The sequence below is a fragment of the Paenibacillus sp. FSL K6-0108 genome (assembly GCF_045040695.1).
In the GTDB taxonomy this organism is placed as follows: domain Bacteria; phylum Bacillota; class Bacilli; order Paenibacillales; family Paenibacillaceae; genus Paenibacillus; species Paenibacillus pabuli_B.
Genome location: NZ_CP150288.1, coordinates 1,028,261 through 1,051,558 on the forward strand (window position 1 = coordinate 1,028,261; position 23,298 = coordinate 1,051,558).

The following is a 23,298-nucleotide window of genomic DNA, read 5'->3' on the forward strand; positions in this document are numbered from 1 at the left end:
GATTCGGAACTCTAAAAGCGTTCCATATTAAACGACTACTAAGGAGATATGCCCATGTTAAAACTAAGATACTTGTTCCATAATAACGATCTCGCCGAGATGATTTTGAAAAACTGGAGTTATGATCCGGAGTCACTGGACATGTTTCAGTATTATCGGATATCCTCCAATGCCGTGTATCCGTTCAGGGATCAGGGAGAGGTTCACTTGCTTCGTTTTGCGCCTATAGAGGAGAAAAATCAAACTAATCTTGCAGCAGAACTAGAGTTTCTTACCTATCTCAAACTAAACCAATATGGTGTCATGGAAGCTGTACCTTCCCATACAGGAAAAGAGCTGGTAGAGGCTCATACGCCTTGGGGAATGTATTATGCCTCTGTATTCAAACGAGTTCCTGGTAACCAGATGGGCAGTATCGATCTAACTGACCAGATTGTGCGCAGCATGGGTGAGGCATTGGGCCAGCTGCATCGTTTATCCCGCGATTATACACCCAAACAGACGAAACGCTGGACGTACACGGATGTACTGGATTGGATGAAGGACGTGCTGGGGGAGTTCCCTAGCGAGACTGCAGCACTCAATGAGATAGAAGTTCTCCGGGACTATTTTGCCAACTGGCCCGTTACACAACAGAACTTTGGGTTAATTCATTATGATTTTGAACTGGATAATGTCTTCTATGACGAGGAGAGTCATTCCTGTTACGCCATTGACTTCGATGACGCGATGTACCACTGGTATGCAATGGATGTGGAGCAGACTCTGGATAGTCTAAGGGACGAAATTCGGCCTGATGAGTGGGAGCAGAAGAAGGGAATACTCCTGCAAGGGTATTGGAGGGAAGCAGGAGACACCTATGATATGGAGTCGATGTTCCCGACATGTCGCCGCTTTGCCAATCTGTACGGTTATATACGTGTGCTTCGATCTGGGGCAGAACAATGGGCGCATGAACCGGAATGGATGAGCGGATTAAGAGTAAGGCTGGATAAAGCGAGGGCAGCAAAAGCAAAGCAGTTTGGTCAGCAGCAGAACTTTCAACTACCGCCAAAATGATCCTCATTCCTTAATTGGTCAAGATGGCTAATCTTGAATCAGACATCTGCATACGCACAACGAAATTATGATTGATTTTTGATTCGTCCCCAGTGTAACATTTGATTAAGCGCTATACCTTTTATTAAAACATCAATGTTGGATTACATGGTCAAGTGGAAACCGGCAATTCGTTTCACCAATTGAATGAAGAGGACGGTCATAACGAACATGGACGACAAAAAGTTAATTATCTTTTTTGACAGCGGCGATACCATTGTTGATGAATCGACCGAGATTCGGGACGAAGAAGGAATTGTTCTGAGTGCGGATCTGATTCCGGGTGCGAATATCACGATTCAGAAGCTTCATGAAAGAGGGTACACGCTGGCCCTGGTTGCTGACGGCGATGCACAATCCTTCAAGAACGTATTTAAGCAGCATGGACTTCATGATTATTTTAGCGCAATGATTATTTCGGAAAATATTAAAGCCAGCAAACCAAGCCCGCGGATGTTTAAGGCAGCCATTGGTGCCCTTGATTTGTCCGAAGGGGATTTTTCAAGAACAGTGATGATTGGCAATAACCTGAGTCGTGATATGAAGGGAGCCAACGCACTTGGCATCACCAGCATCTTTCAGAGCTGGACGCCGCGTTATCCTCATGAGCCGGTGGATGAAACGGAACGTCCGACTCACACAGTTGGTGAACCGCTGGAGCTGCTTGAACTTATTGAACGGCTGAATGCCGAGGTTAAATAAATAAAATGTTTGCTTGTATGCCCCTGAGCAGAAGGATGGAATGTCATGTAACCTTCTGTTCACGGGCTATTTTTACTTTTTTACACTAATTTATAAATTACATACCCTATCACCAATAATATAATGAGGATTCCGGTGCCCTTCCATCCCAAACCGCCAACCAAATCGGACAAGCTTCCGAATTGAGCACGATTGATGCCATCACCGAACGTACCCACCGGGTTTCCCTTTAGTTCTTCTTGTCTCAAACGTTCTCTTTTTTCTTCGGGTGTTTCTTCTCGAAAATCCATGTGGACACCCCCGAGATTTGATTTTTATGGTGAACTGAACCTATATTCAAAAAGAGCACAGGTGATCTGAAGTAAGTCAGGGACGCTTTGTGCTCTTTGCTGTATTCAAATGATATAGAAGTTATGGTTCGATGTTTAGATCGAAATCAGGCTCACACATATAGTCGATCGGGTAGAGATCATCTCTCGCCGAGATTAATGCACGAAGGTGCAGGTAGCGATTATGGGGTTGCACCACAACGCCACTGACAGAATAGGGGACAAGTTCGGCTACAACAAAAACATCATCTGCATGGTTACATTTGAAGATCACGTTGTTCGGGTTACACACTTCTTCCATATAACTGTAGGTCATGACATGGAAGGAACGATCTTTCCAATTCGTTTTAATCACTTTATAGGACTGCGTCCGCACAAGATCTAGGTAACGCTCCAGTGCAAAGGTATGCTCGAACTGAGTGATGTACCCCTTTTTATCCACATCAATCGTAAATTCCACATCATAGCTTACGTGAAACTCTTCCTTGTACGTTCCCTTCATCATCTTCATCGCATCAAAGCAAGAACCGAATTTAGGATCATCCACATAGGGAATGGCAATGAGTTTAGGGTCAACATGATTAGATATTTCGCTATTGCTGGAAACACCCGAATTAAACTTGGTAGGCTGAAGGTCAATTGACCCAATCATGCTCCCGGGGAAGCCGGGACTGCAACTTATTCGCATAGTCATCTCCTTCGTTGTTAGTTAATCATTAGACGAAAGAATGAAGGTAAAGTTGCTCCAGAATTAGGAAAGGCATAAGAGTCATATTGATTAGAACGTAGATTTGTTAATTTCGTGTTAACCAGCTTACGAACTATGGAAAGACCATTTCAAGCCCGCGTTCATTGCGGGCTTTTTTTCATGCAAGGGATAGTATAGTGGAGATGAATTATTACTCTTGTTTGGGGGATTTTGTTATATTCAGAAAAACATAAATACTTTTGATCTTTTATATTCTAGGTTTCGTTAAATGTTTAGAGGGGGTGAGGGAGCGTTGACTGATGAAGAGCTTATTCAGGAGATTCGTGAAGGCAGCCGTGCTGCCATGGAAGTGCTGGTAAAGAGGCATTATAAGTCGATATTTGCTTATGTGTATCGAAAAACCGGAGAGTACCATACCGCTTATGATCTAACCCAAGAGGTATTTATAAAAATGATGAATTCTTTGGATCAGTATCGGGATACTGGGAAATTCAGTCACTGGCTGCTGAAAATTGCTGTTAATCATAGTACGGATTATTTTAGGGGACGCCGATTTAAACAACAACATAGAGAAAGTGAGTTAACGGAAGAGGCGCTTCCTGCCAGTGACCAACACAATGTGTGGAACATCTTTCATAAACGGCTTCAGAATGAACAAGTTAGGCAGGCAGTTATAAGTTTGCCTGAGCACCAGCGAGATGCGGTTATCCTCAATTATTACAACGGACTTAAAATCAGAGAGGTAGCCGAGCTGACAGGGACAAATGAATCGACAGTGAAATCACGAATCCGCTTAGGTATATCGAAATTAAGGGAGTTAATTGTAGGAGGTGAACGGGATGAAACGTACAGAAAACAGCGATAAAAGTAATTTGGTTTCTGAGCTTGAGATGGAGGAGTATAACGAGATTGTTTCTTATTTGGATGAATATGCGGTTAACTTTCCATTAGAATTGGAGATCGAAAGGACGATCAAAGCTTTGAATGTCCATATGCCAGCTCAGAAGAGAACTCATTTGAAACATTTAAAGGAGAAATCAATAAGAGAATTGTTTCAACTGGTTTGGGGTGAAGTTTCCATTTTTCGCAAATCCTATTTTCTAATTTGTTTAATACTCCTGTTTATTGGCTTCTGGCTAGGAACCCAGTCTAAGCTTAATCCTCACATGAATTCGTTTATTTTTGTACCTATCCCTTTTGTACTAGGATTACTGGAAGTATTCAAAGGTCGCGATCAGGGGCTGATGGAAATAGAACTGACATGCAAAGTTACAGCCCAGCAGCTGATGCTTACACGCCTGATCATAGTATTGGTTGGGAACATGGTATTTATATTGTTACTTATGTTAGTTACATCCGGTGGAACAGGAAATTTAATTTCATGGAGTGCCCTCGGTCTGTGGTATACCCAGCTTATGATTGCGGCCGGGAGTAGTTTGTGGTTGGCTATGCGTGTTCGGGGTGGGGTTGCCGTCAGTATCTTTTTGATAGTGTGGTTTGGGCTGGTGTGGCTTGCATTAAGTAATCCAAGATTAGTTTTTTTAGTTCAACAGATCCGGCCTTCGTTTCTTATAATGATCGCATTATGTGGAGTGCTGTTACTGATCAGTCAGGTCTACCAGATGGCGCGAAAATATACATCACAAACGGAAAGAGGTTATTCCTTTGATATTGACCATGGATAACGTATCCAAGAAGTATAGAAAAAAGTGGGCCGTACAATCGCTCTCGCTGGAGCTGACTAGTGGTGGTGTATATGGTTTACTCGGGCCGAACGGAGCTGGAAAAACAACGTTACTTCGTATGTTGGTAGATATATCGAAGCCAACTTCTGGACAAATTTTGCTGGATGGGCAGTCTATCGAACAGATGGGAGACCGTTACCGCAGTATATTGGGCTACATGCCCCAACGCTTTGGATTCTATAATCGATTTACCGCTTATAAATTTCTTATGTATATGTCCTCTTTGAAAGGGCTGAATGTGAAGCAAGCTGCCGTCCGTGTAGAGGAGACATTACGTATGGTAGGCCTGGAGAAGCAAGCAGAACATAAAATCCGGACGTTTTCTGGAGGGATGAAACAGCGACTTGGGATTGCACAAGCATTGCTGAATGATCCACATATTCTGATTCTTGACGAACCCACAACTGGACTGGACCCTAAAGAGCGTATTCGATTCCGTAACATTATCGGTGAGTTGGGAAGAAATCGTATCGTATTGTTATCTACCCACATCATTTCTGATTTAGAGTTTTCGTGTAAGGAGATGATCCTCATGAACGAGGGCCAGGTGCTTGTCCGGAACACACCGACAGAGATTATAAAAAGTTTGGAGGGAAAGGTGTGGAAAGCGAATTTAACAGAGCTGCAGCTTGCAGAGCTTACATCTCATTTCAAAGTAAGTGGATTGTCCTATCAGTCTAATGGAATTGTAGCCAGGATTCTCTCCAAAGAACAACCTGTTCCACAAGCAGTGCCAGAGACACCTCGACTCGAAGATGTATATATGCACTATTTCGACGAGGAGGCGACAATTTGATTCGTTTAACCCAATTTGAATTTTACAAAATTATGATGCGTAAAAGTATTTTTATTGCAATCGCTGTACTACTTGTTTTTCTTATACTATACGCTTTTTTAAGACATCCTGGATTAAAGGACGGTACTAACTATTACAAGCCTTATGAAGGTCCCATTACAACCGAGAAAGTGAAAATCGCACATGATCAATTGGATAACTTAAAGTACAGAGAGGAAAATGAGTATAAATATGGTGTCCTCTATGATATTGCTGTTTTTTCGCCAGAAGAGATCAAGAACACCACGAGTTATGACGATCGTGGTAACATCAAGGAGCGAACGGTAAATGTGTTGGGAATTTACTACAATAAACCTTGGGGCTACCTGCTAGAATACATTGATCAATTTGGTGTAGTCTTTATGATCATTATGATATTGCTAGGATTGGCTCCGGTATTTGCAGAGGAATATGCATTGGGAACAGCGGTCTTACTGCGCAGCAGCAAACGTGGTAAAGGCCAGCTCGTATCGGCAAAATTGATGGCTTCCATGTTATATACTGTGGTATGTGTTGTATTGTTCACTGGTGTTAACTTGCTTGTTTATTGGCTCAGGTTTGGTAACTTGGCTGGGGCAGATACATCTATCCAGAGTGTAGGGATGTATTTTTATAGCTTTGACTATGAGTTTTCACCTTATAGATTCACTGCAATTCAATATTACATGGTTCAGTTAGTTACCCACTTAATAGGAGCCCTTATCTTTGGGTTTATTGTGTTGATGGTATCCGCTCTCAGTTCAACGTCGTTTGTTGCAATGATCGTAAATGTTGCGATTGTGGGTGTGCCTTACCTAGCATTTGATGTGTTGAATTTAAACCCAGGTTCAATGATGTGGATAGAGAAATTTTCATTCAGTACGATGGTTCGGGTAACGAAACTTTTTCAAACTCCAACAACCTATTCCATATTCGGATTGGAGTTATCCTATTTAAGCTTATATACAATCGTAATGTTGCTCATTACTGTGGGGGCTGTATTTGCCACATACCGTATATTTCGTAGTCGTGAAGTGTTTGGTTGAGTGGGTATATAATTGATAAATTTTTTGAGAAATGGAGGTCCGCAGTTCCTGCGGGCTTTTTAGATGTAGGGAAATGAAGTGATATTTCCAATCGTCTTGCTCTTTTGATACAGTATCTATAGTAAAACCCGGGAGGATATATTGAATATGGAACAATCGCTTCAGGAACTGCTGCGCAATGCGCGTGCGGAGGAGAATACCTTTTTGTACATGCTGCACGAAGAAGCGCGCGTCGACCAGTTGTTATTCTGGAAGTATGTGAACAGTATTGTGGAATTGACCCGTCTCACCGCGAACCAGCCCTTGGATCGGGAAATGGCGAGCGCCGTTAGCTTCACGTATTCCAAAATCATGGAGCATCTGCAATGGCATCATTCAGATCGTGACGTGTACGAGATCCAACAGTTTCCCTATGAATATGCAAATCTCATGGTGGATCGTCTGGGCAGAGTGGTTGATGGTTTCTTTAAGGGCAGCGTGCTGGAAGAAGAGAGGTTTGACGAGGATTTTCCTAATCCGGCCTCCACAGGGGAAATGGCAGAAGAGCAACCAGCCGTTCTGCAGCTTGGTTATTATAAACAAAATACGATTGTGCACGCGATCGGTTTCCGAGAGGAAGATGGGACGTACCGAATTGTTTTGAATGAAGAAGAGGATAGGGAGCTTTTTGATTCCAAGCTGAGCCGCCGAGAGGTGGAGGGAACATATCTCTTCATGGCTCCGAATGCCAGCAGCGCTCACCAATTATTTCATGAATGGGTGATGGGTAACCACACTCCATATCGGTCTGCACTTAATTTGCCTTCAGAAGATGTTGTATAGCCAACTAAATAATTCGTTCATTCTAAAAGGAGCCCATTCCATGAATGTGAAAAAGAACTTGATTGAACAGCAGTCTCTAACTTTCGTAGGCATTAAAAGGACGTTCTCCTGTGTGGATGGTGAGAATTTGAGAGCGATTCCTAAGATGTGGCAGGAAGCTCTGGCAGACGGGATTGAGGATCGTTTATACGAGTTTAATAACGGGGCCGTATCCGGTTTGGTCGGCATCTGTGTAGATCAGAGGGAACTGCACAGTGATCAAATGGAGTACTGGATCGCAACCTCACACTCCGGGGAAGTACCTGAGGGTTTGTTTTCAATCGAGATTCCCACGTCGAACTGGATGGTGTTCGAAGCCGAACAACTGGCCCCAGAAGAGATACAGCGGTTGTGGAAATATATTATGAGCGAATGGTTCGGAGCCACCCCATACAAACACGCGGGAATTCCGGAACTTGAGGTATACAGAGGTCAGGGTCTTCCTCCTCAAGTATGGATACCTGTTAAATCCTTGTCGTGAGTGATTTGAACCGATAACAGCGATCGAAAGGTTGTTCTGCATCGGAGTGATAAGGGTAAATTGCTTTAGTTCAATTTCTATAGTACCAGAGGGTTTACTCATCATGGCTGCATCATGTTCGATTCATTAGGAGGCTTATTATGTTATCCAATAAAGTGATTGATTATTGTAAAAATAAGGGCTGGTGGCATGAAGATGTGCCAGCAGAGTATGAAGAAGCTTTACGTAAACTGGGTATTGATCTTGAATCTGATTTTGCACGGTTTTATTTGCATGCTGATGATGGTCCAACCTTTTACAGCAGACATCAGGAGATTTATCAGATCTGCTGGGTTATGGAAAATACCGTATATTTGGAGGACATGACGGTGGCTCAGCTCACGTTGGGGTTGCCTGAAGCCTACATACCGCTGGACAGCTTCGAGGGCGAAGGTGGATTCTTTTATAACCGCCAAACGGGAGATGTGGCTCTGGTGGAGCTTGGTGAATCGATCGAACGCTTCCTGAGCGGTGAAAGTACACCGCAGTGGGCGACCTTCAATAACTTTCTGGAGTGGTATTTCGAACTGGAGGAGGAGATTACGGAGTGAAAGATTTGACGCCGGAACATCCCGAACTGGAGAGACAAATTATCGAAACGGTAGAAGCGGGCAATGCTCTGGATGAAACGCAGCAGCATGAGCAAGCTCTGATCTATTATGATCAGGCTTGGGGGATGCTGCCCGAGCCGAAGACGGACTGGGAAATGGCAAGCTGGATCGCTTCCTGTCACGTAAATGCACATATGGCCCTGGAGCAGTATACGCTGGCGAAGCCGTGGGCTGAAATAGCACTGCAAACACGTGGTTCGGATATTAATACCGGGCCGTGGATTGAACTGGGTATAGTCTGCATGAGGCTAGAGCAGCATGATGAAGCTTTTGCTAATTTGGACCTGGCGTATGCATATGGCAAGGAAAGAGCATTTCAAGGCAGCCCGCGTGACGTTTTGCAATATTATAAGGAACAGAAGGCGAAGCGTGAACGAGACTGATTCCATTGCAATACAAAAAGAAAAGGGTACCCTGTCTGCCAGATCGATCATGGCTGTGGGGTACCCTTTTCTTGTGTTTGACTACAAGATCATACCGGAACGGAGGGGGGCAGAAAGAATCTGGAGAAGCGAAGCGTTCACCTTTATCACCGGATTTCTCCCTAACAAAAAGGGATAAAAGAAATCTGGGGATAACAGTGATTGGAAGATTGTTCTGCCACTGTAGTGGTAAAGTATGATCCTTCACCGAGTTAATCTTTCGATCTGTAAGGGAAAAACTCATCTACAAGATCCTGCGGCGATATCGACACAAAGACGTGATCCAGGTCGGTTTTGCTGGCAAAATCCATGATGTCTCCCGTGTAATACCGCGGATCGATCAAGTAAATCTCGGACACGACGGTCGACAGGAAGGAGATCATCGGTACTGCGAGAGAGTCCTTGATGAACAGCACTTTGAGTCCGTTCGGTTTGTCTTTGTTCACCACATGAACGATCCCCTGATTTCCGTACAGATACGTAAAGTACTTGTCAGCGGTCAGATTATAAGTGGCTCCTTGCACATTCAACGGATAGGTCGTGAGCAGAGCATCCTCGAAGCGGCCGTTCAGTGCAGCTTCCGTCTCACCGGTCTTAAAGTAGAAGGAGTAGTCCGTTTTGAACTTCGGATAGATCAGGTCAAAGTCATCGTCACCAGCAAAGTATTTCCCGGCTTTTCGACCTTGTGATCCAATGAAAATATCTTGATATGGCACCACATTATAGTTGTTTAAGTCCGTAAAATAATGATCCGGGTCCAGCGGCTTGTCGTACATGCCGTCCAGATGATTCACGAGCTGGTCGAAGGCCCAGAACGCAGTCTTGATTTTCCAATGGTGATCCGTTGTGAAAAAGAGATCCTTTGCCGGAATGCCGCTTTCCAATAAACCTTCGCGCAGATCCACCGTATCAATGCCATCCTGCTTGAGATTGTCCAGGAAGCCATCGGCTGTCTCGTTGTTGTAATTGTAAGGAATGCCTTCCGGGAACTGCGTATAACCCCGTACGTATTTGTCGGGTGTCATCACATAGGTCAGCTTTGTTTTGGGGTCCAAATGTGCTCCCAGCGCTGCAACCCGATCCGACAGTTCTTTCGTATCCGTCGGTCCTGTAGCGAAGTAGGTATAGTGCAGCTTGCCCTCCAAGTCTTTAACGACCTCAAAGTTGTTCTCCTCGTTCTTCCACATGAGTGATTGCATATATCCATACGCTTCCACAAAACCAAATTTATCGAAGACATGTTCATTAATATCGTCATCCAGTTCGTGAATCAGTGCTTTGGCTTCAGCATAATGGTAGTCTGCAGAAGCCAGCGTTTTTTGGATCGGCCCGAAGGATTGAATAATGTTCAGGACAGAGAATGTCACGAGCACGAGAATGAAGAGGAAAGCCGTGATTCTCTTTTTTGCAAAAAAGTTGTGCATGTTTGTGCCTTCTCTCAGAAATTGAAATAAATAAACGGATTGTATGTACCCTTGACCAGATACGATACACAGACCAGGAATAAAACGATGATGGTGAGCGGGTATACCAGCTCCAGTGGTTTGCTGAAACGTGCGCCATCAACCATCAGTTTGTTCATCCGCGTGGCAATTGGCATACAGAACAGAATACCGAGAACAAAGAAGAGTGCGTATTCCTTCAGGAACATCCAGGTCGTATCGCTCCAGAATCCGTTGCCGTACAGTCCAAACATGTTGCCCAGATAGTTGCCGGCTTGAAGCAAATCCGGTGAACGGAAGATCACCCATCCGATGACCACAATAAACATGGCATAGAGATGCCGCAGCGGGTTATAGCGAGTTCCCTTATCAAAGTTAGAGATTTTCTCCAGCGCAATAAATGCGAAATTAATCAATCCCCAGACTACAAATGTCCACTCTGCACCATGCCACACGCCAGTCAATCCCCAGACGATAAGCAGATTGCGGATCATTTTATCCTTGTTGGTGACACGTGATCCCCCAAGCGGGAAATAGACATATTCCTTGAACCAGGTGCCCAGTGAGATATGCCAGCGGCGCCAGAATTCAGTGATGGAACGGGAGATATACGGATACCTGAAGTTCTCCTCGAACTTGAAACCGAACATGAGAGCGAGACCAATGGCCATATCGGAGTAACCCGAGAAATCAAAATAAATCTGCAGCGTATAGGCAATGGCCCCAAGCCATGCCAAACTTGCCGGAATATCCGATGTGCCGCCCATGCTGAAGATGTGATCCGCAACAATTGCCATGCTGTTGGATAACAGCACCTTTTTACCCAGACCCACAATGAAGCGGCAGCAGCCGAGTGAGAACTTGTCCCAACTTTCCTTACGGTTTACCATCTGATCCGCAATCGTGTTATAGCGCAGAATTGGTCCGGCAATGAGTTGAGGGAAGAAGGAGATATACAGCGCGACATAAAAGAGGTTTTTTTGTACGGCACCATGTCCCCGATACACGTCAATAACGTAGGAAATTCCGTGGAAGGTGAAGAACGAGATCCCTAGCGGTAACGCGATATTCGGAATAGTTAAGCCAAACCCGGTGTTTTCATTCACAATCCGAAGTGCAAAAGCCATGTATTTAAAGACGAACAGCATCCCCAAATTGACGACAAGCATCAATGTAATGGTGATATAGGCGGCATTTCGTCGTTCCCTGAACTTGTCTACGAGCAGGGCGAAGATATAGTTGAAACAGATGGAGGCCAGCATGATGAGAACAAACCAAGGCTCACCCCATGCATAGAAGAACAGGCTGGCAACCAGCAGCAGCATGTTTTTGGCCGTAATCGAGAATCTCAGTACGTAATACAGCCCCAGTACAAGCGGCAGAAAATAAAATAGAAAGATTACACTGGAAAAGAGCACTGCCTTTCCTCCTTGAGGATCATATAAGGGAGCACGTTGCATCTATTGATGCGACATACTCAAGCAAAACAGACAGACACCCGCATCTCAGGATGCGAATTGGTCTGCAAGGGTCGTTTACATGCGAAAAGGACGCCGTGCTTGTCGATTTTTCCGGGAACGTCGCTTTATGGCGCCTTGGGTAATCCGTTGTCTTCTCCACATCCAGTAGAGGACGAGTCCGTGGATTCCGGCAGCTGTTAACAAGAGTCGAATAAACCATCCCACCGATGTTTTCATCATTGGGTCCGCAGGGCTGAGAACCTTGGTAACTTCAGATGGGTCAGGAATAGAACGTGGCGTCCCGTCTTTCTCCTGAACATTCATGGCCGAAGAGCGATCCAGCATGACAGTCTTTGTCAGGTTCCATTTGTCATTCACAAGTGCACGTATGGTGGCCTGCTCAGCATCGACATCGGTATGAAGCGTCAGCAGTCCATCCGGTGTGATGGATACTCCCTGTACGGGGGTGGCGAGCTGGAATTGTACATCGGGCTTTTCTTCTGAGGAGGATTTAACAGCGTATTGGGCAATGGATTCCCCGGCTACAGGCTTTACCACACGTTCATCGCCAGTCATTTGCAAGGTGGTGAGCCCGTTCTCCACCACCGCTTGCTTCTTGGACAGCGGTTTGATGTTGCCGATGCGGAAGCTCAGCTTGGCGTTTTCGGGCGTTGTGGTTGTAACTCCCCAACCAATGACTTTGCCCAATTTCACTTGACCTGCCGTGCTTGCCTTATCCTTGACCATTAGGCTGGAAAAGGGGATACGGATCTGTCCGACAAATCCCGGTTCCAACTCAATCAGACCGGATACCGGTTGGACCAGTTCAGCCTGTCCGGTGGATTTCTCGACAACGATGACGTTTCGATCATCAGACACCGTAAGGGAGCGTTTATCCGATTGGGTCAGTACGATATTAAGAGGCAGCTTTCGGTCCGATTCATTGCGGATGGAGAAGGTCAAAGCTCCATAGCCTGACCAGTCTCGATTCTTCAGTTCGTAGACGTAGGCCGAATAGTAGCCTTTTTCTAGCCCCTGCGTGGAGGTCTTAATCTGAACGCTGCCTTTGTTATCAACGCTGGTGTCTACCTTGGCTCCGTTGTTCCATTCATGCAGTGTATTCCCGCTCAGTTGAAGCTGCTCTGCCTGAACAGCCTGAATGGGAAACATGTTCCATAACACAGCAAGACTGGCGACAATCGTCAGTTGTTTCCACTTCTTGATCATGCTTCACTTGCCTCCGATCTATAGATAAGCCATCTCGTTCAGTTCGTCTGGAGAGATGTTGTTTTTGCCCTGGGATGCAGGGCCTGTTTTACTCAATTGGATATGTTCCATACTCCATTGTTTCAACAGAGCTTCCAAGATTGGCATCTGATGATTGCGAGCCATATCACGAATATTGGTCACACGGTACAGGTCGCCTCGTTTGTTACGCAGAGATTGCACCCACACACATTCCAGTGAGATATCTTCGCCTAGCGGAAGTTGGATCTCATCGGCCAACTCATGAGGTTCAATTTCCACCAGGGCGAACTCATAGTTGAAATCCAGCAATGTCACGGTTCCGTGATCTGGTGTGTGCAATTCGCGATTTAGCGCAATTCGTGCCAGCTTCCGGTTGGACATGAACTCACTCTGACCCCGGCGTACAAAATTCAGGCGAATGTCTTCAAATGTACTGATATCCTTGTCCAGCCTCTGAGGCAGTGTGGGTTCGCGATCATAGATAATGTGCAGCAGCTGGCGCTGCTCTTGTTCTGTAATATCCTTCACGGTAAAAGCATATTTCCAACGGTTCCCGATAGAAACAACATGCGCCACCTTGCCTGTAAACTCGCTTGAGTATCGATCATTCACCAGTTTGATGCCAACCTCGAGTTCACTAGGAATATATTTCGGTGTATCCAGCATAACGGAAATGCCTCCTTCCGAGAGATCGTGGGTGATGCAGGAGATGATCTCCCCTTCCGTTGTGAGCGTGCAATCCACGGCAGCCATGGAGCGCTCGTGGTTGCGGAACACTTTGCGTCCAGTCAGGAAAAAAATAGACATCATGATATTATAGAAATTAATTAACAACCAGTACAGCACAACGAGGAAACCAATCGTTCCCTGACTGAATGTCCAGTGAATGCAATTCACAATTCCAATCACGGACAGTACCGCCAGAATCAGATGAGGAATCATTTGTTTAACCTGATAGTTTCGGTCATCATTTTGCGCACCGTCTTTGCGGGTAACGACGAATTTGTTCATCGTGATGCCCAGAGTTTCCAGGATGATGGCTGGCAGAAGGGACGGGAACAAAATGGTCTCATATACATTGGTCCATTTGGTGGTCCGAATATTGCCGGATAACATTCGCAGACAGGTGTTGGTCAACAGATACATCGGCAGCCAGAACACCAGAATCTCCAGAATGGTACATTTCACAACGAGAACGCCGAACACGGCAAACAATATGGGTGACATGATGTACAGCAATCGTTTTAACCCGGAGTACCAGTAGGTAATGGACGAGATGTAGTTCAGTTTTTGGGCAAAGCTAAGTCCTTTTTTGAACAGAAGGTTCATCTTTTTGCCTGTCTGGATACAACCGCGCGCCCAGCGCTGACGCTGTTTGATCAGACTTTTCAGATCACCGGGAGCGAGTCCGGAGGCCAGTACTTTATTGGTGGCGAAGCAGCGATACCCTTTGCTCTGCATTTCAATACCTGTAGCAAAATCCTCTGTAATGGAACCGGTATAGAAACCACCGACGTCTTCCAGTGCCTGTCTGGAGAGTACGGTATTTGTGCCGCCATAAATGACGGAGTTGGATTTGTTGCGACCCACTTGTACGTCCCGATAGAAATAATCCTGTTCATTTGGTATCCGGTTCTCGGAGTACAGATTGTACTGAAACTGATCGGGATTATAGAAACTCTGTGGTGTCTGCACAAAACCGATTTTTTCTCCAGTTAGAAAATAGGGAACGCATGACGTCAGAAAATCATGCTTCGGAATCATGTCTGCATCAAAGGTGACGATTAGCGGGGAGGACGTATGCTTCATGGCATTGTTCAGGTTACCCGCCTTGGCGTGTACATGCTCAGTTCGCGTAATGTAGTTAATGCCGAGGTGAGCAGCCAGTTCCCGCATCTCTGGACGGTTGGAGTCATCGCACAGATGAATATGTACTTTGGAGCGATCAGGATAATCCATGTTTAGACAGCCGTTAATCGTTTTGAACAGAAGCGAAGTGGGTTCATTATAAGTTGCGATAAATACATCCACATCCGGATATAAGGCTTCATCAACAACGGGAAGTTCAGGATATTCGAGCCGGGTCATATTGTAAAAATGGACGGCCAGTTCGAACATACCTATAAGTTCGACAATGAGGAGGGCAAGACCTGCGGTCACAGCGAGAGGACCATGTCCAAAAGGAATGGTGAAGAATGTACGCCAAATGACGTAAATACAAGACATAATCACAGTTGCCGTGACAAGTATCTTGTTGCGTGTACTTAAGTAGTTCAATTGAATACCTCTTCCTGATTTTTCTGAGTAGTGCCGCCTATCGGAATAAAAAAACAATGTGATCATTGTACTAAACAATTCTGAACAAATTCTGAAAGAAAAGATAGGACCACGATAAAAAAAGAGCCATTGCTCTATTTTTAGATGGGTAATTTTGTCGTATGATAATAATTATTGTAGTTATTTGTCGAAATTTGAGCAATATGTTTATTTATTTTTTTGCGTGAAGATGAAAGTGGGCTTTGACGTAGTCTGGAATCACAAAAATGACGAGTCCGGGTGCAGATCATTAAGTTAGTAAACTTAATGATATTGCTCCTAAGGACTCGCCATTTCTGTTTCAGTCATTTGCCATGGTAATCAGCAAAAGGAATATATTCATTTCAAATTTAGTCTGAGATGTTGCGCGTGTAATACTCAATAATATCTTTGCGACGAATAATACCAAGGAAGACACGGTCCACATCCACCACAGGCACAAAGTTTTGGTCAGCTGCCAGCGTCAGCATATCCTCCATTTCGGCCTTGATAAAAACGCATTCATTATATACACGGTTGTCAATCTCGTGCACCTGAACCTGATCCATCGTCTCAAATGTCAGTCCAGGGGTGTTCCGCATCTTCCATAACAAATCGCCTTCGGACAGGGTTGCAACATATTTTCCATCCTGGTCAATCACGGGAATGGCGGTATAATGCTGCAATTCAAGCTGCTCGATCGCATCTTTCATGGAAGCGGAAGAGTTAATATAGGCCACTTCGGCTTTGGGGAGTAAAAAATAGCTGATTTCCATCATCGGGCTCCTTTACTGTAAACTCACTCTCCTTATTTAAACATATTATGTGAGCTTTCGGCTATTTTTAATGATAAATTCGTCAGATTTGTTTCATTGTTTAATTGAGGCTGGAAATCTATAGTGTATATTAGAGGTGATATGATCATGAAATCAAAACGTAAAATGATTTATGGACTGCTTCCCATCTTATTTGCCGGTGGAATCGGAATGTACTTATACATGCAGAATAGCAAGACAGAGGAAGTGAAGCCTGAAGTAACCGTTAATCAGTACATAGAGCATTTGCAGAAGAAAGAATTTGATCAGCTGTATACCTTGATGACGCCTGCTTCATTGAAAGAGTCCGACATGAACCGTGAGCAATTTGTTGAAAAATACAACGCGATCTATTCGGGCATGGAGGTTTCATCGATTAAGGCAGAATTGAAACCGAAAGTAAACAAAGAGCCAACGGACGGCACTGGTACTGAAACTAAAAACCAAAACCCGGATACCTACGAAGTGGACTACAGCCTGCAGTTAACGACCTTCCTGGGGGAAGTGAATGAGACACATACACTGAAACTGGTGCGTGAAGAGCTTGATGAAGGTGGCAAAGTCTGGCGAATCAACTGGAAGCCATCCATGATTTTGACCGACATGGTCAAAGGGAGCAAAGTTCGGGTGAGGACGCTTTTCCCGGAACGTGGAGACATTGTTGATCGTGAAGGGCTGCCCCTAGCAACAAAGGGAAATATATATGAATGGGGCATCGTACCTGAGAAGCTGGGAGAAAATCCGGAGACGATGATTGTCCGTATTGCGGAACATTACAAAGTAACAGCAGATCTAATTAACAACGCGTTAGCACAGAAGTGGGTAAAGCCGGAATATTTTGTTCCGATTGCTTCAACAGAGGACTCCAGGGTACCTGTAACACTGGCTGGTGTGCAAGTTCAATCCAAAGAAATACGATATTATCCGCTTGGCGAGGCTGCTGCACACTTGATCGGTTACGTACGTAAGGCCACCAAAGAAGATCTGGAGAAAGATACGGAAGGTTACTACCGTGCAGAAGATTGGATTGGCAAAGCGGGACTGGAGCAATCACTGGAGAAACAGCTTCGCGGCGAACGAGGTGGTCTGATTGAGATTACGGATGATTCCGGCAACACTCGCTCAGAGTTAATCCGCAAGGATGCAGTGGATGGACAGAATGTTCAACTGACGATCGACTCCGAGCAACAGCGCAAGTTGTATAAGACACTAGCGAGTGATGGTGACGCCGGAGCAATGGTGATGATGAATCCAACAGACGGTAATCTGCTGGCATTGGTCAGTGCACCTTCCTATAATCCGAACAAGATGGTTACGGGACTGACTCAGGCAGAGTGGGATGCATATTCCGCAGATGAGAAGCTGCCTTTTATCAATCGATTTACGAATCGCTATGCACCAGGTTCAACCTTCAAAGCCATTACGGCAGCGGCAGGTCTGATGGAGAAGGTTACCACACCGGACAAATCGCATGATATCTCTGGTCTGCAATGGCGCAAGGATGAGAGCTGGGGCGGTTACTATGTGAAGCGTGTGAAAAGTGTATCCCCCGTGAATATGGTTGATGCGCTGGTCTACTCGGACAATATTTATTTTGCGATGGAAGCTGTTGAGATGGGCAGCGCCAAGTTCATAGATGGCATACAGAAGTTCGGTTTTGGAGACAACTTTGGGCTGGATGAACTGTATTTGAAACCAAGTCAGTATGCAAACGAGGCTCATCTTGATCTGTCATCCGAGGTGTTGCTCGCTGATACATCCTATGGACAGGGAGAGATGTTGATGTCCCCGATCCATCTGGCGTCGTCCTTCACCCCTTTTATTAATGAAGGAAAAATGGTGAAGCCTGTGCTGATAGAGGAAAAGGAAACCGCCAAACCGGAAGTTGTGATTACGCCTGAAGTCGCGAATACGGTGAAGGATGCCTTGGGCGAGGTGGTGACCCGATCGGGAGGAACGGCCCATTCCTTGAACTCACTTCCAGAAGGACTGGCGGCCAAGACAGGGACTGCCGAGCTAAAGGCCAAGAAGGGGGAGAAAGGACAGGAGAACGGTTTTGTCGTAGTGTTTGATACCGAATCACCCTCCTTCCTTATCGCCGCGGTTATTGAACAAGTGAACGGACGAGGTGGCAGTCATTATGTATTGGATAAATTAAAGCCGTTCCTGGAGAAAAAGGGAGTAATACAGTAATTATATTGCGTTTTACGATGTATCTTAGTATTGTGAAGAGCCCAGCCACCATTCATGTTACGAAAATGGTGGCTGGGCTTTATTTTGCCTATATGTTGTTACATTTATTTCCGAGCAGTCACCATGAAACGTGCCGAGTTGGTTCGAATCCCTTGATCGCAGCTATTTTGCTCGACGAACTGTTGGAAACGCTCCAAGTCGGATTCCTTCTCTCCAAAACCGGGAATGATCGGTGCATGGGTCAGCAGGAAAAACAGATCATCAGGCGTGGTGTAATATTCTGTTGCATTATATTCGCGGGCCTGAATGTCTTGAAAACCAGCTTCCCGAAGTTCACGTTTGTATCGTTCCATTAATGTGCCTGGTTGAACATCTGAGGCTTGACCACGGCCAAAGGCATTTTTTACATTATATTTATCATTTTCACTGACTTGTTGGGTAAGGAATACACCGCCATCGGCCAATACCCTGAATACTTCTGCAGCGCAGAAGTCGCAGTGTCTGGAGGACACCACATTAAAGAATTGATCCGGAAATGTCAGTTGCTCTGCATTCATATGCACAAAACGGACATTCGACCTGGAACCAGATGCCTTTAGATTACGCTGGGCAGTCTCAATCATTCCCCGGGAAAGGTCGATTCCAATCAATAACAATGCGGCATCCGCGATGGAAAGAACAGCCTCTCCACCACCTGTGCCAATATCAAGCAACAAATCGGACGGTTTGGTGCGACGTATAACTTCCTCGTAGAAATTCCATCCAACGCCCTCGGAAGTCACTTTCAGGGAGCTGAAGTCCCAGCCATTCAATCGCCCAATACGTTCGTAAAAAGTAGTATAGTCCATCTTTTTCTTCATTATATAATTCCTCCAATGTGAGTTCTTGTTTCTAGTCAGATGTTGTGCCAAATCGTTACGATTAGATGCCGAACAGGCTCAAAAGGGCAGACGTATCCCATGTTAGCTGGTACGCGTTTTGACCCAGCCCGACGACTAATTACTTCGAACAATTCGGAACGACATCCGTGTCACCTCACAGTGTGGAATATCGTTATTATAATGAATTGACAGCGTATACGCGAGATGTTATTTTGAGGTGAAATCCATTCTATTAGATTGAGGTGATCGATGGTGGCTATTCGCGCCAAGCAGATTTTCGTTAATTTGCCCGTTAAGGATTTAAAGAAGTCCGTTGATTTTTTTACCAAAGTAGGGTTTGAGTTCAATGTGAATTTTACAGACGAGTTTGCGACTTGCATGATCATTGGAGACAACATCTATGCGATGTTATTGGTGGAGGATCGTTTCCAATCGTTTACTTCGAAGAAGATCTCCAATGCGGCGGACACGACAGAAGTCATTGTAGCCTTGTCGGTGGAGAGTCGTGAACAGGTCGATGCGATTGTACAAGCTGCCTTGGATGCTGGCGGCAAGCCGCATAATGATCCTCAGGATCATGGGTTTATGTATGGATGGAGTTTTCAGGACCTGGATGATCATCTGTGGGAAGTTTCCTATATGGATCTAAGCAGCTTTCCTACGCAAGAATAAATTTGAATTTACGTTCGTCAGTGCCTTCCTATTGAATAGGGAGGCATTTTTGGTGTCCATTTATTCGAATAATGCACACTCACACATCCATCTCAATATGGACATGAATAGGATAACGTAGGCAGAGATAGCGTTTGTCGGCATCATTTTTCGTGTTGTGGAAACAGGCACCGGATTTATCCTGATAGCATATGGTGTAATTTACCTTTTTACTATATGATAAGTGTCGATTCATGTAAAAATAGCATAGTATACATACGTTCTTTTTGATGGAGGGATCAGAGTGTATTGTCACGTATGTGGGACCAAAAGCAATCCAGGGGATAGCATATGTAGAAAGTGTAGAACGAAATTAAAAAATTCAAGCTCTTCAAATGAACAGATTTGGGCAGAAACAGCGGTTGGTCTGGAAAGTGGAACGGGAAAAGCATTGGATCAGTTATCCAGACAGCATCAGTCTGCACCGAAACAGAACAATACTTCACAAGGTCAAGCATTCAGCTGGATTATTCCACTGCTTCTGGCAGCGGTGATGGGGGCCTTGTTGACTTATTATTACAAGCAGGAGATGGGGATCAATGCGGAGGTAAAATCACTGCATCAACAGGCGGAGCAGGCAGCCTTGGACGGTAAATATCAAGATGCGCTTCAACTTCTGGATTCGGCTCTTGCGAAACGGCCAAACGTGGATGGACTTGTGCAGGATCGTCAAATTACAGCCAAAGCTTTCAATCTGATGAATCAGCTGAACGAAGCTGCGACAAGTTTGAAAACGGGCAAACTTGCTGCCGGCGACAAGACGCTTCAGGCTGTAGCAAAAGTGTTGAAAGAGCGAGAAGAACCGGTATTCGCCAAGGTGCGGACGACTCTAAACAACAACAAGGTGACACTGGCTGTCCTGAAGGTGAAGAAAGAAATCGATAGTTTGACCACCGTACAGGCACTGGCTGAGAAATTGGACACGGTATCGAAATTGAAGGGCAAGGAAGCCGAGGCGGTTCAGAAACAAATTATCGACAAGCTGGCTGGTCTTAGCTATAAGCAGGCTGAACAGCAAGTGAAGAAAAAGGATTTTACGGCTGCATTGCAAACCGTTGATCAGGGGTTGTCCTACGCTCCGGAGGATGAAAAACTGACAGCATATCGCGAACGAGTATTGAGTGAGAAGAAGGCTTTTGAAAAAGCAGAAGCCGAACGAATTCAACTTGCTGAGCAACAGGCAGCAGAAGAAGACCTGAAGAACCGAACAGCAGCGGTGAGCATTGTAGACGTAGAAGCGACGCTTGATATGTATGGCGATCTGTATATAAGCGGCTCAATCGTGAATAATGCCACACGGCCGATCTCTTCCGTCACAGTTATGGTGGACATCTATGGTACGGATGGGTCATATATCGGCCAAACCTATGCGGATGTATATCCAAGCTGGCTTGAAGTAGGGGATCAGGGATTTTTTGAAACGTATTATTACGGTGTGTATGAGGAAGCGGAAGTTTCTGTAGTGAATGCCACGTGGTATCTGGAATAGGAGGACAGGTTGGAATGACCAAACGAACATGGAGTACGATTATATCCAGTGCAATCATTATTGGAGCGGGAGCAGGAGGTGTGTTCTGGATTCATCAGTATTCAGCAGATCAACTGCAGGATGGAGGACCAAGACTGGCTGTTGTCACTACGAAGGAAACGGCAACCACAGCGTCTAAACCGTCTTCCCAGACAACCACGAAGAAAACACGTAAACAGATTATTGAAGAGAGTCAGAAGAAAGTGGTTACGATTGAGAGCAGCAGTGGATTGGGTTCCGGTTTTCTCTACAATGATCAGGGGGATGTGGTAACCAACGCTCATGTGGTAGAGGGCTCGAAGGAAGTAACGATTCGAACCCTGAATCATGAGGAGTACAAGGGAACCGTGATCGGGATTGGAGAAGAGACGGATGTCGCTGTCGTCAGGGTGCCTGATCTGAAAAAAGTTAAACCGTTACCCATCGCCAAATCCAAGGCGGAGACAGGAGATGAAATTCTTGCTCTCGGCAGTCCGTTAGGTCTGGAGAATACCGTAACTACAGGCATTATCAGCGGTGTTGGCCGCAGCTTCGAAATTGCTCCGTATATCTATAGTAATCTGTATCAAATCTCGGCACCCATTACACATGGCAACAGCGGTGGCCCACTGATCAGTGCGGACACTGGTGAAGTATTGGGCATTAATTCTGCCGTTGTGGAGCAGGAAGGCGGAATTGGGTTCAGCATTCCCATTACCAGTGTTTTGAAGCAGGTTCAGGCCTGGTCTAAGAAACCTTCTTCTTCTACAGCGGCGGCTCAGACGAGTGGAAGTCAGGGATCGGGATCAAATGCAGTTTCTTTGGAAGCGGAGGAACTGGTGACCGAATTTTACATGAACCTGAATCTCAGCGATTATGTTACCGCCTATGCTTTGCTTGGCAGTGAGTGGCAGAGCGGGATAAGTTATGCTAAGTTCCGTGAAGGATACATCAACACCAGTTATGTTACCATTGCCGAAGTTTCGTCCTCAGATAAGGCAAACGAAGAAATAGAGGTCACTGCAGTCATTACGGCAGATGAACGGAAAGACGGAGAATATGTCACCACGAAATACAAGGTTACGTATCAGATCGGTTATGAGAACGGTCAACTCAAAATACTTCATGGGCAAGGGAAAAAGGTGAAATAAAGTTGGGGAGGGAGAATAGGCGCAAGTCGATTCTCCTTTTTGTTTGCTTAAGTTTGATGGTTCTGTTAAAATACAGAACGAACGTTCAGTATGCGCGAGGTGGAGTGAAGTGTATGAACATGAATAAAAAGCAACTACAAACCGAGCAGACCAAGAAGAAACTTGCGGATGCCTCAAGAGCCCTTTTTGTGCAAAAAGGGTATAAAGCAACTTCCATTGAAGATATTGTGGCTGCGACAGGCAGCAGCAAAGGCAATATCTATTACCATTTTAAAAGTAAGGAAGGCCTCTTTCTGTATCTGATTGATGAGTGGGATCGGGAATGGGAAGAGAATTGGGCGGCCAAGGAACATCTGTATCATACGTCTACAGAAAAGATCTACGGCTTGGCAGAACAATTAATCCTCGACGATATGAACCACCCGCTAACCAAGGCGGCAGATGAGTTCTTTACGGGGGAAAAGAAAGAAAATGATATTGAAGAACGCATAGCTTTGATGTTTGAGCGGCATATTCAATTTAACAAACAATTGGTGGAGCAGGGCATAGAGAGCGGAGAGTTCAAGGCGGACAACGCAGACAATCTTGCGCTCATTCTGGAAAGTACCATTATTGGACTTAGTCAGCTGTCGCGCGGAATGGAGCCAGAACAGGCTCTTGCCTTGTACCGTCAAGCGGCTAGCGTATTCTTGTATGGAATAGCAAAAGATAAAGCTTAAGCTTAAGGCAACATTTTGA

At 45.2% G+C, this 23,298-nt stretch carries 23 protein-coding genes; 15 read left to right on the forward strand and 8 right to left on the reverse strand.

The window, feature by feature from the left end:
* The first annotated feature begins 54 nt into the window (after positions 1 to 54).
* Both MHB49_RS04900 and MHB49_RS04905 read left to right on the forward strand, forming a co-directional pair.
* Positions 55 to 1,059: a phosphotransferase enzyme family protein gene (locus MHB49_RS04900; RefSeq protein ID WP_405155253.1), complete on the forward strand. Its 1,005-nt coding sequence runs from the start codon at positions 55 to 57 to the stop codon at positions 1,057 to 1,059.
* A 210-nt stretch (positions 1,060 to 1,269) separates the two neighbouring features.
* Complete coding sequence (locus tag MHB49_RS04905) at positions 1,270 to 1,800, forward strand: HAD family hydrolase (protein ID WP_405155254.1); 531 nt, start codon at positions 1,270 to 1,272, stop codon at positions 1,798 to 1,800.
* 80 nt (positions 1,801 to 1,880) lie between these two features.
* On the opposite strand, the gene MHB49_RS04910 is transcribed toward MHB49_RS04905, so the two are convergent.
* Positions 1,881 to 2,090, reverse strand: a complete 210-nt coding sequence (locus tag MHB49_RS04910; protein ID WP_405155255.1) for a DUF6366 family protein — start codon at positions 2,088 to 2,090, stop codon at positions 1,881 to 1,883.
* A gap of 121 nt (positions 2,091 to 2,211) precedes the next feature.
* Positions 2,212 to 2,781 (reverse strand): hypothetical protein, encoded by a 570-nt coding sequence (locus tag MHB49_RS04915; RefSeq protein ID WP_405155256.1) that lies wholly within the window; start codon positions 2,779 to 2,781, stop codon positions 2,212 to 2,214.
* A 349-nt stretch (positions 2,782 to 3,130) separates the two neighbouring features.
* Between MHB49_RS04915 and MHB49_RS04920 the strand changes: the two genes are divergently transcribed.
* The 8 genes from MHB49_RS04920 (at position 3,131) to MHB49_RS04955 (ending at position 8,818) form a co-directional block, all read left to right on the forward strand.
* A complete protein-coding gene (locus MHB49_RS04920) occupies positions 3,131 to 3,703 on the forward strand; it encodes an RNA polymerase sigma factor (protein ID WP_405155257.1) in 573 nt (190 codons plus the stop codon).
* Positions 3,678 to 4,523, forward strand: a complete 846-nt coding sequence (locus MHB49_RS04925; protein WP_405155258.1) for a hypothetical protein — start codon at positions 3,678 to 3,680, stop codon at positions 4,521 to 4,523. The genes MHB49_RS04920 and MHB49_RS04925 overlap by 26 nt, the downstream gene beginning before the upstream one ends.
* A complete protein-coding gene (locus MHB49_RS04930) occupies positions 4,504 to 5,379 on the forward strand; it encodes an ABC transporter ATP-binding protein (protein WP_405155259.1) in 876 nt (291 codons plus the stop codon). Before MHB49_RS04925 ends, MHB49_RS04930 begins: the two co-directional genes overlap by 20 nt.
* A complete protein-coding gene (locus MHB49_RS04935) occupies positions 5,376 to 6,443 on the forward strand; it encodes a hypothetical protein (protein ID WP_405155260.1) in 1,068 nt (355 codons plus the stop codon). Before MHB49_RS04930 ends, MHB49_RS04935 begins: the two co-directional genes overlap by 4 nt.
* 147 nt (positions 6,444 to 6,590) lie before the next feature.
* Complete coding sequence (locus tag MHB49_RS04940; RefSeq protein WP_405155261.1) at positions 6,591 to 7,265, forward strand: hypothetical protein; 675 nt, start codon at positions 6,591 to 6,593, stop codon at positions 7,263 to 7,265.
* A gap of 40 nt (positions 7,266 to 7,305) precedes the next feature.
* On the forward strand, positions 7,306 to 7,785 hold the full coding sequence (locus MHB49_RS04945) for a GyrI-like domain-containing protein (RefSeq protein WP_405155262.1): 480 nt from the start codon (positions 7,306 to 7,308) through the stop codon (positions 7,783 to 7,785).
* 140 nt (positions 7,786 to 7,925) lie between these two features.
* Complete coding sequence (locus MHB49_RS04950) at positions 7,926 to 8,375, forward strand: hypothetical protein (protein ID WP_405155263.1); 450 nt, start codon at positions 7,926 to 7,928, stop codon at positions 8,373 to 8,375.
* Entirely contained in the window at positions 8,372 to 8,818 is a 447-nt protein-coding gene (locus tag MHB49_RS04955) for a hypothetical protein (RefSeq protein ID WP_405155264.1), read from the forward strand. Before MHB49_RS04950 ends, MHB49_RS04955 begins: the two co-directional genes overlap by 4 nt.
* 251 nt (positions 8,819 to 9,069) lie before the next feature.
* On the opposite strand, the gene MHB49_RS04960 is transcribed toward MHB49_RS04955, so the two are convergent.
* The 5 genes from MHB49_RS04960 to MHB49_RS04980 form a co-directional block, all read right to left on the reverse strand.
* Positions 9,070 to 10,281 (reverse strand): hypothetical protein, encoded by a 1,212-nt coding sequence (locus tag MHB49_RS04960; RefSeq protein ID WP_405155265.1) that lies wholly within the window; start codon positions 10,279 to 10,281, stop codon positions 9,070 to 9,072.
* A 14-nt stretch (positions 10,282 to 10,295) separates the two neighbouring features.
* The gene (locus tag MHB49_RS04965; RefSeq protein WP_405155266.1) at positions 10,296 to 11,717 is read right to left on the reverse strand and encodes an MBOAT family O-acyltransferase; all 1,422 of its coding nucleotides are present in this window, start codon (positions 11,715 to 11,717) and stop codon (positions 10,296 to 10,298) included.
* Between the two features lie 117 nt (positions 11,718 to 11,834).
* Positions 11,835 to 12,986, reverse strand: coding sequence for a hypothetical protein (locus MHB49_RS04970; RefSeq protein ID WP_405155267.1), 1,152 nt, complete (start codon positions 12,984 to 12,986; stop codon positions 11,835 to 11,837).
* A gap of 18 nt (positions 12,987 to 13,004) precedes the next feature.
* Entirely contained in the window at positions 13,005 to 15,284 is a 2,280-nt protein-coding gene (locus tag MHB49_RS04975; protein WP_405155268.1) for a glycosyltransferase, read from the reverse strand.
* 389 nt (positions 15,285 to 15,673) lie between these two features.
* Complete coding sequence (locus MHB49_RS04980; RefSeq protein ID WP_405157047.1) at positions 15,674 to 16,078, reverse strand: CBS domain-containing protein; 405 nt, start codon at positions 16,076 to 16,078, stop codon at positions 15,674 to 15,676.
* 147 nt (positions 16,079 to 16,225) lie between these two features.
* Here MHB49_RS04980 and MHB49_RS04985 point away from each other — a divergent pair, with 147 nt between their 5' ends.
* Positions 16,226 to 18,310 carry a penicillin-binding transpeptidase domain-containing protein gene (locus MHB49_RS04985; RefSeq protein ID WP_405155269.1) on the forward strand — a complete coding sequence of 695 codons (2,085 nt, stop codon included), beginning with the start codon at positions 16,226 to 16,228 and terminating at the stop codon, positions 18,308 to 18,310.
* A 104-nt stretch (positions 18,311 to 18,414) separates the two neighbouring features.
* On the opposite strand, the gene MHB49_RS04990 is transcribed toward MHB49_RS04985, so the two are convergent.
* Positions 18,415 to 19,170, reverse strand: coding sequence for a class I SAM-dependent methyltransferase (locus MHB49_RS04990; protein WP_405155270.1), 756 nt, complete (start codon positions 19,168 to 19,170; stop codon positions 18,415 to 18,417).
* A gap of 273 nt (positions 19,171 to 19,443) precedes the next feature.
* On the opposite strand from MHB49_RS04990, the gene MHB49_RS04995 reads away from it, so the two are divergent.
* The 4 genes from MHB49_RS04995 (at position 19,444) to MHB49_RS05010 (ending at position 23,279) form a co-directional block, all read left to right on the forward strand.
* Complete coding sequence (locus MHB49_RS04995) at positions 19,444 to 19,863, forward strand: VOC family protein (RefSeq protein ID WP_405157048.1); 420 nt, start codon at positions 19,444 to 19,446, stop codon at positions 19,861 to 19,863.
* Between the two features lie 430 nt (positions 19,864 to 20,293).
* Entirely contained in the window at positions 20,294 to 21,391 is a 1,098-nt protein-coding gene (locus tag MHB49_RS05000) for an FxLYD domain-containing protein (protein ID WP_405155271.1), read from the forward strand.
* 14 nt (positions 21,392 to 21,405) lie between these two features.
* Complete coding sequence (locus tag MHB49_RS05005; RefSeq protein ID WP_405155272.1) at positions 21,406 to 22,560, forward strand: S1C family serine protease; 1,155 nt, start codon at positions 21,406 to 21,408, stop codon at positions 22,558 to 22,560.
* Positions 22,561 to 22,679: 119 nt separating this feature from the next.
* Positions 22,680 to 23,279, forward strand: coding sequence for a TetR/AcrR family transcriptional regulator (locus MHB49_RS05010; RefSeq protein WP_405157049.1), 600 nt, complete (start codon positions 22,680 to 22,682; stop codon positions 23,277 to 23,279).
* Positions 23,280 to 23,298 lie beyond the last annotated feature (19 nt).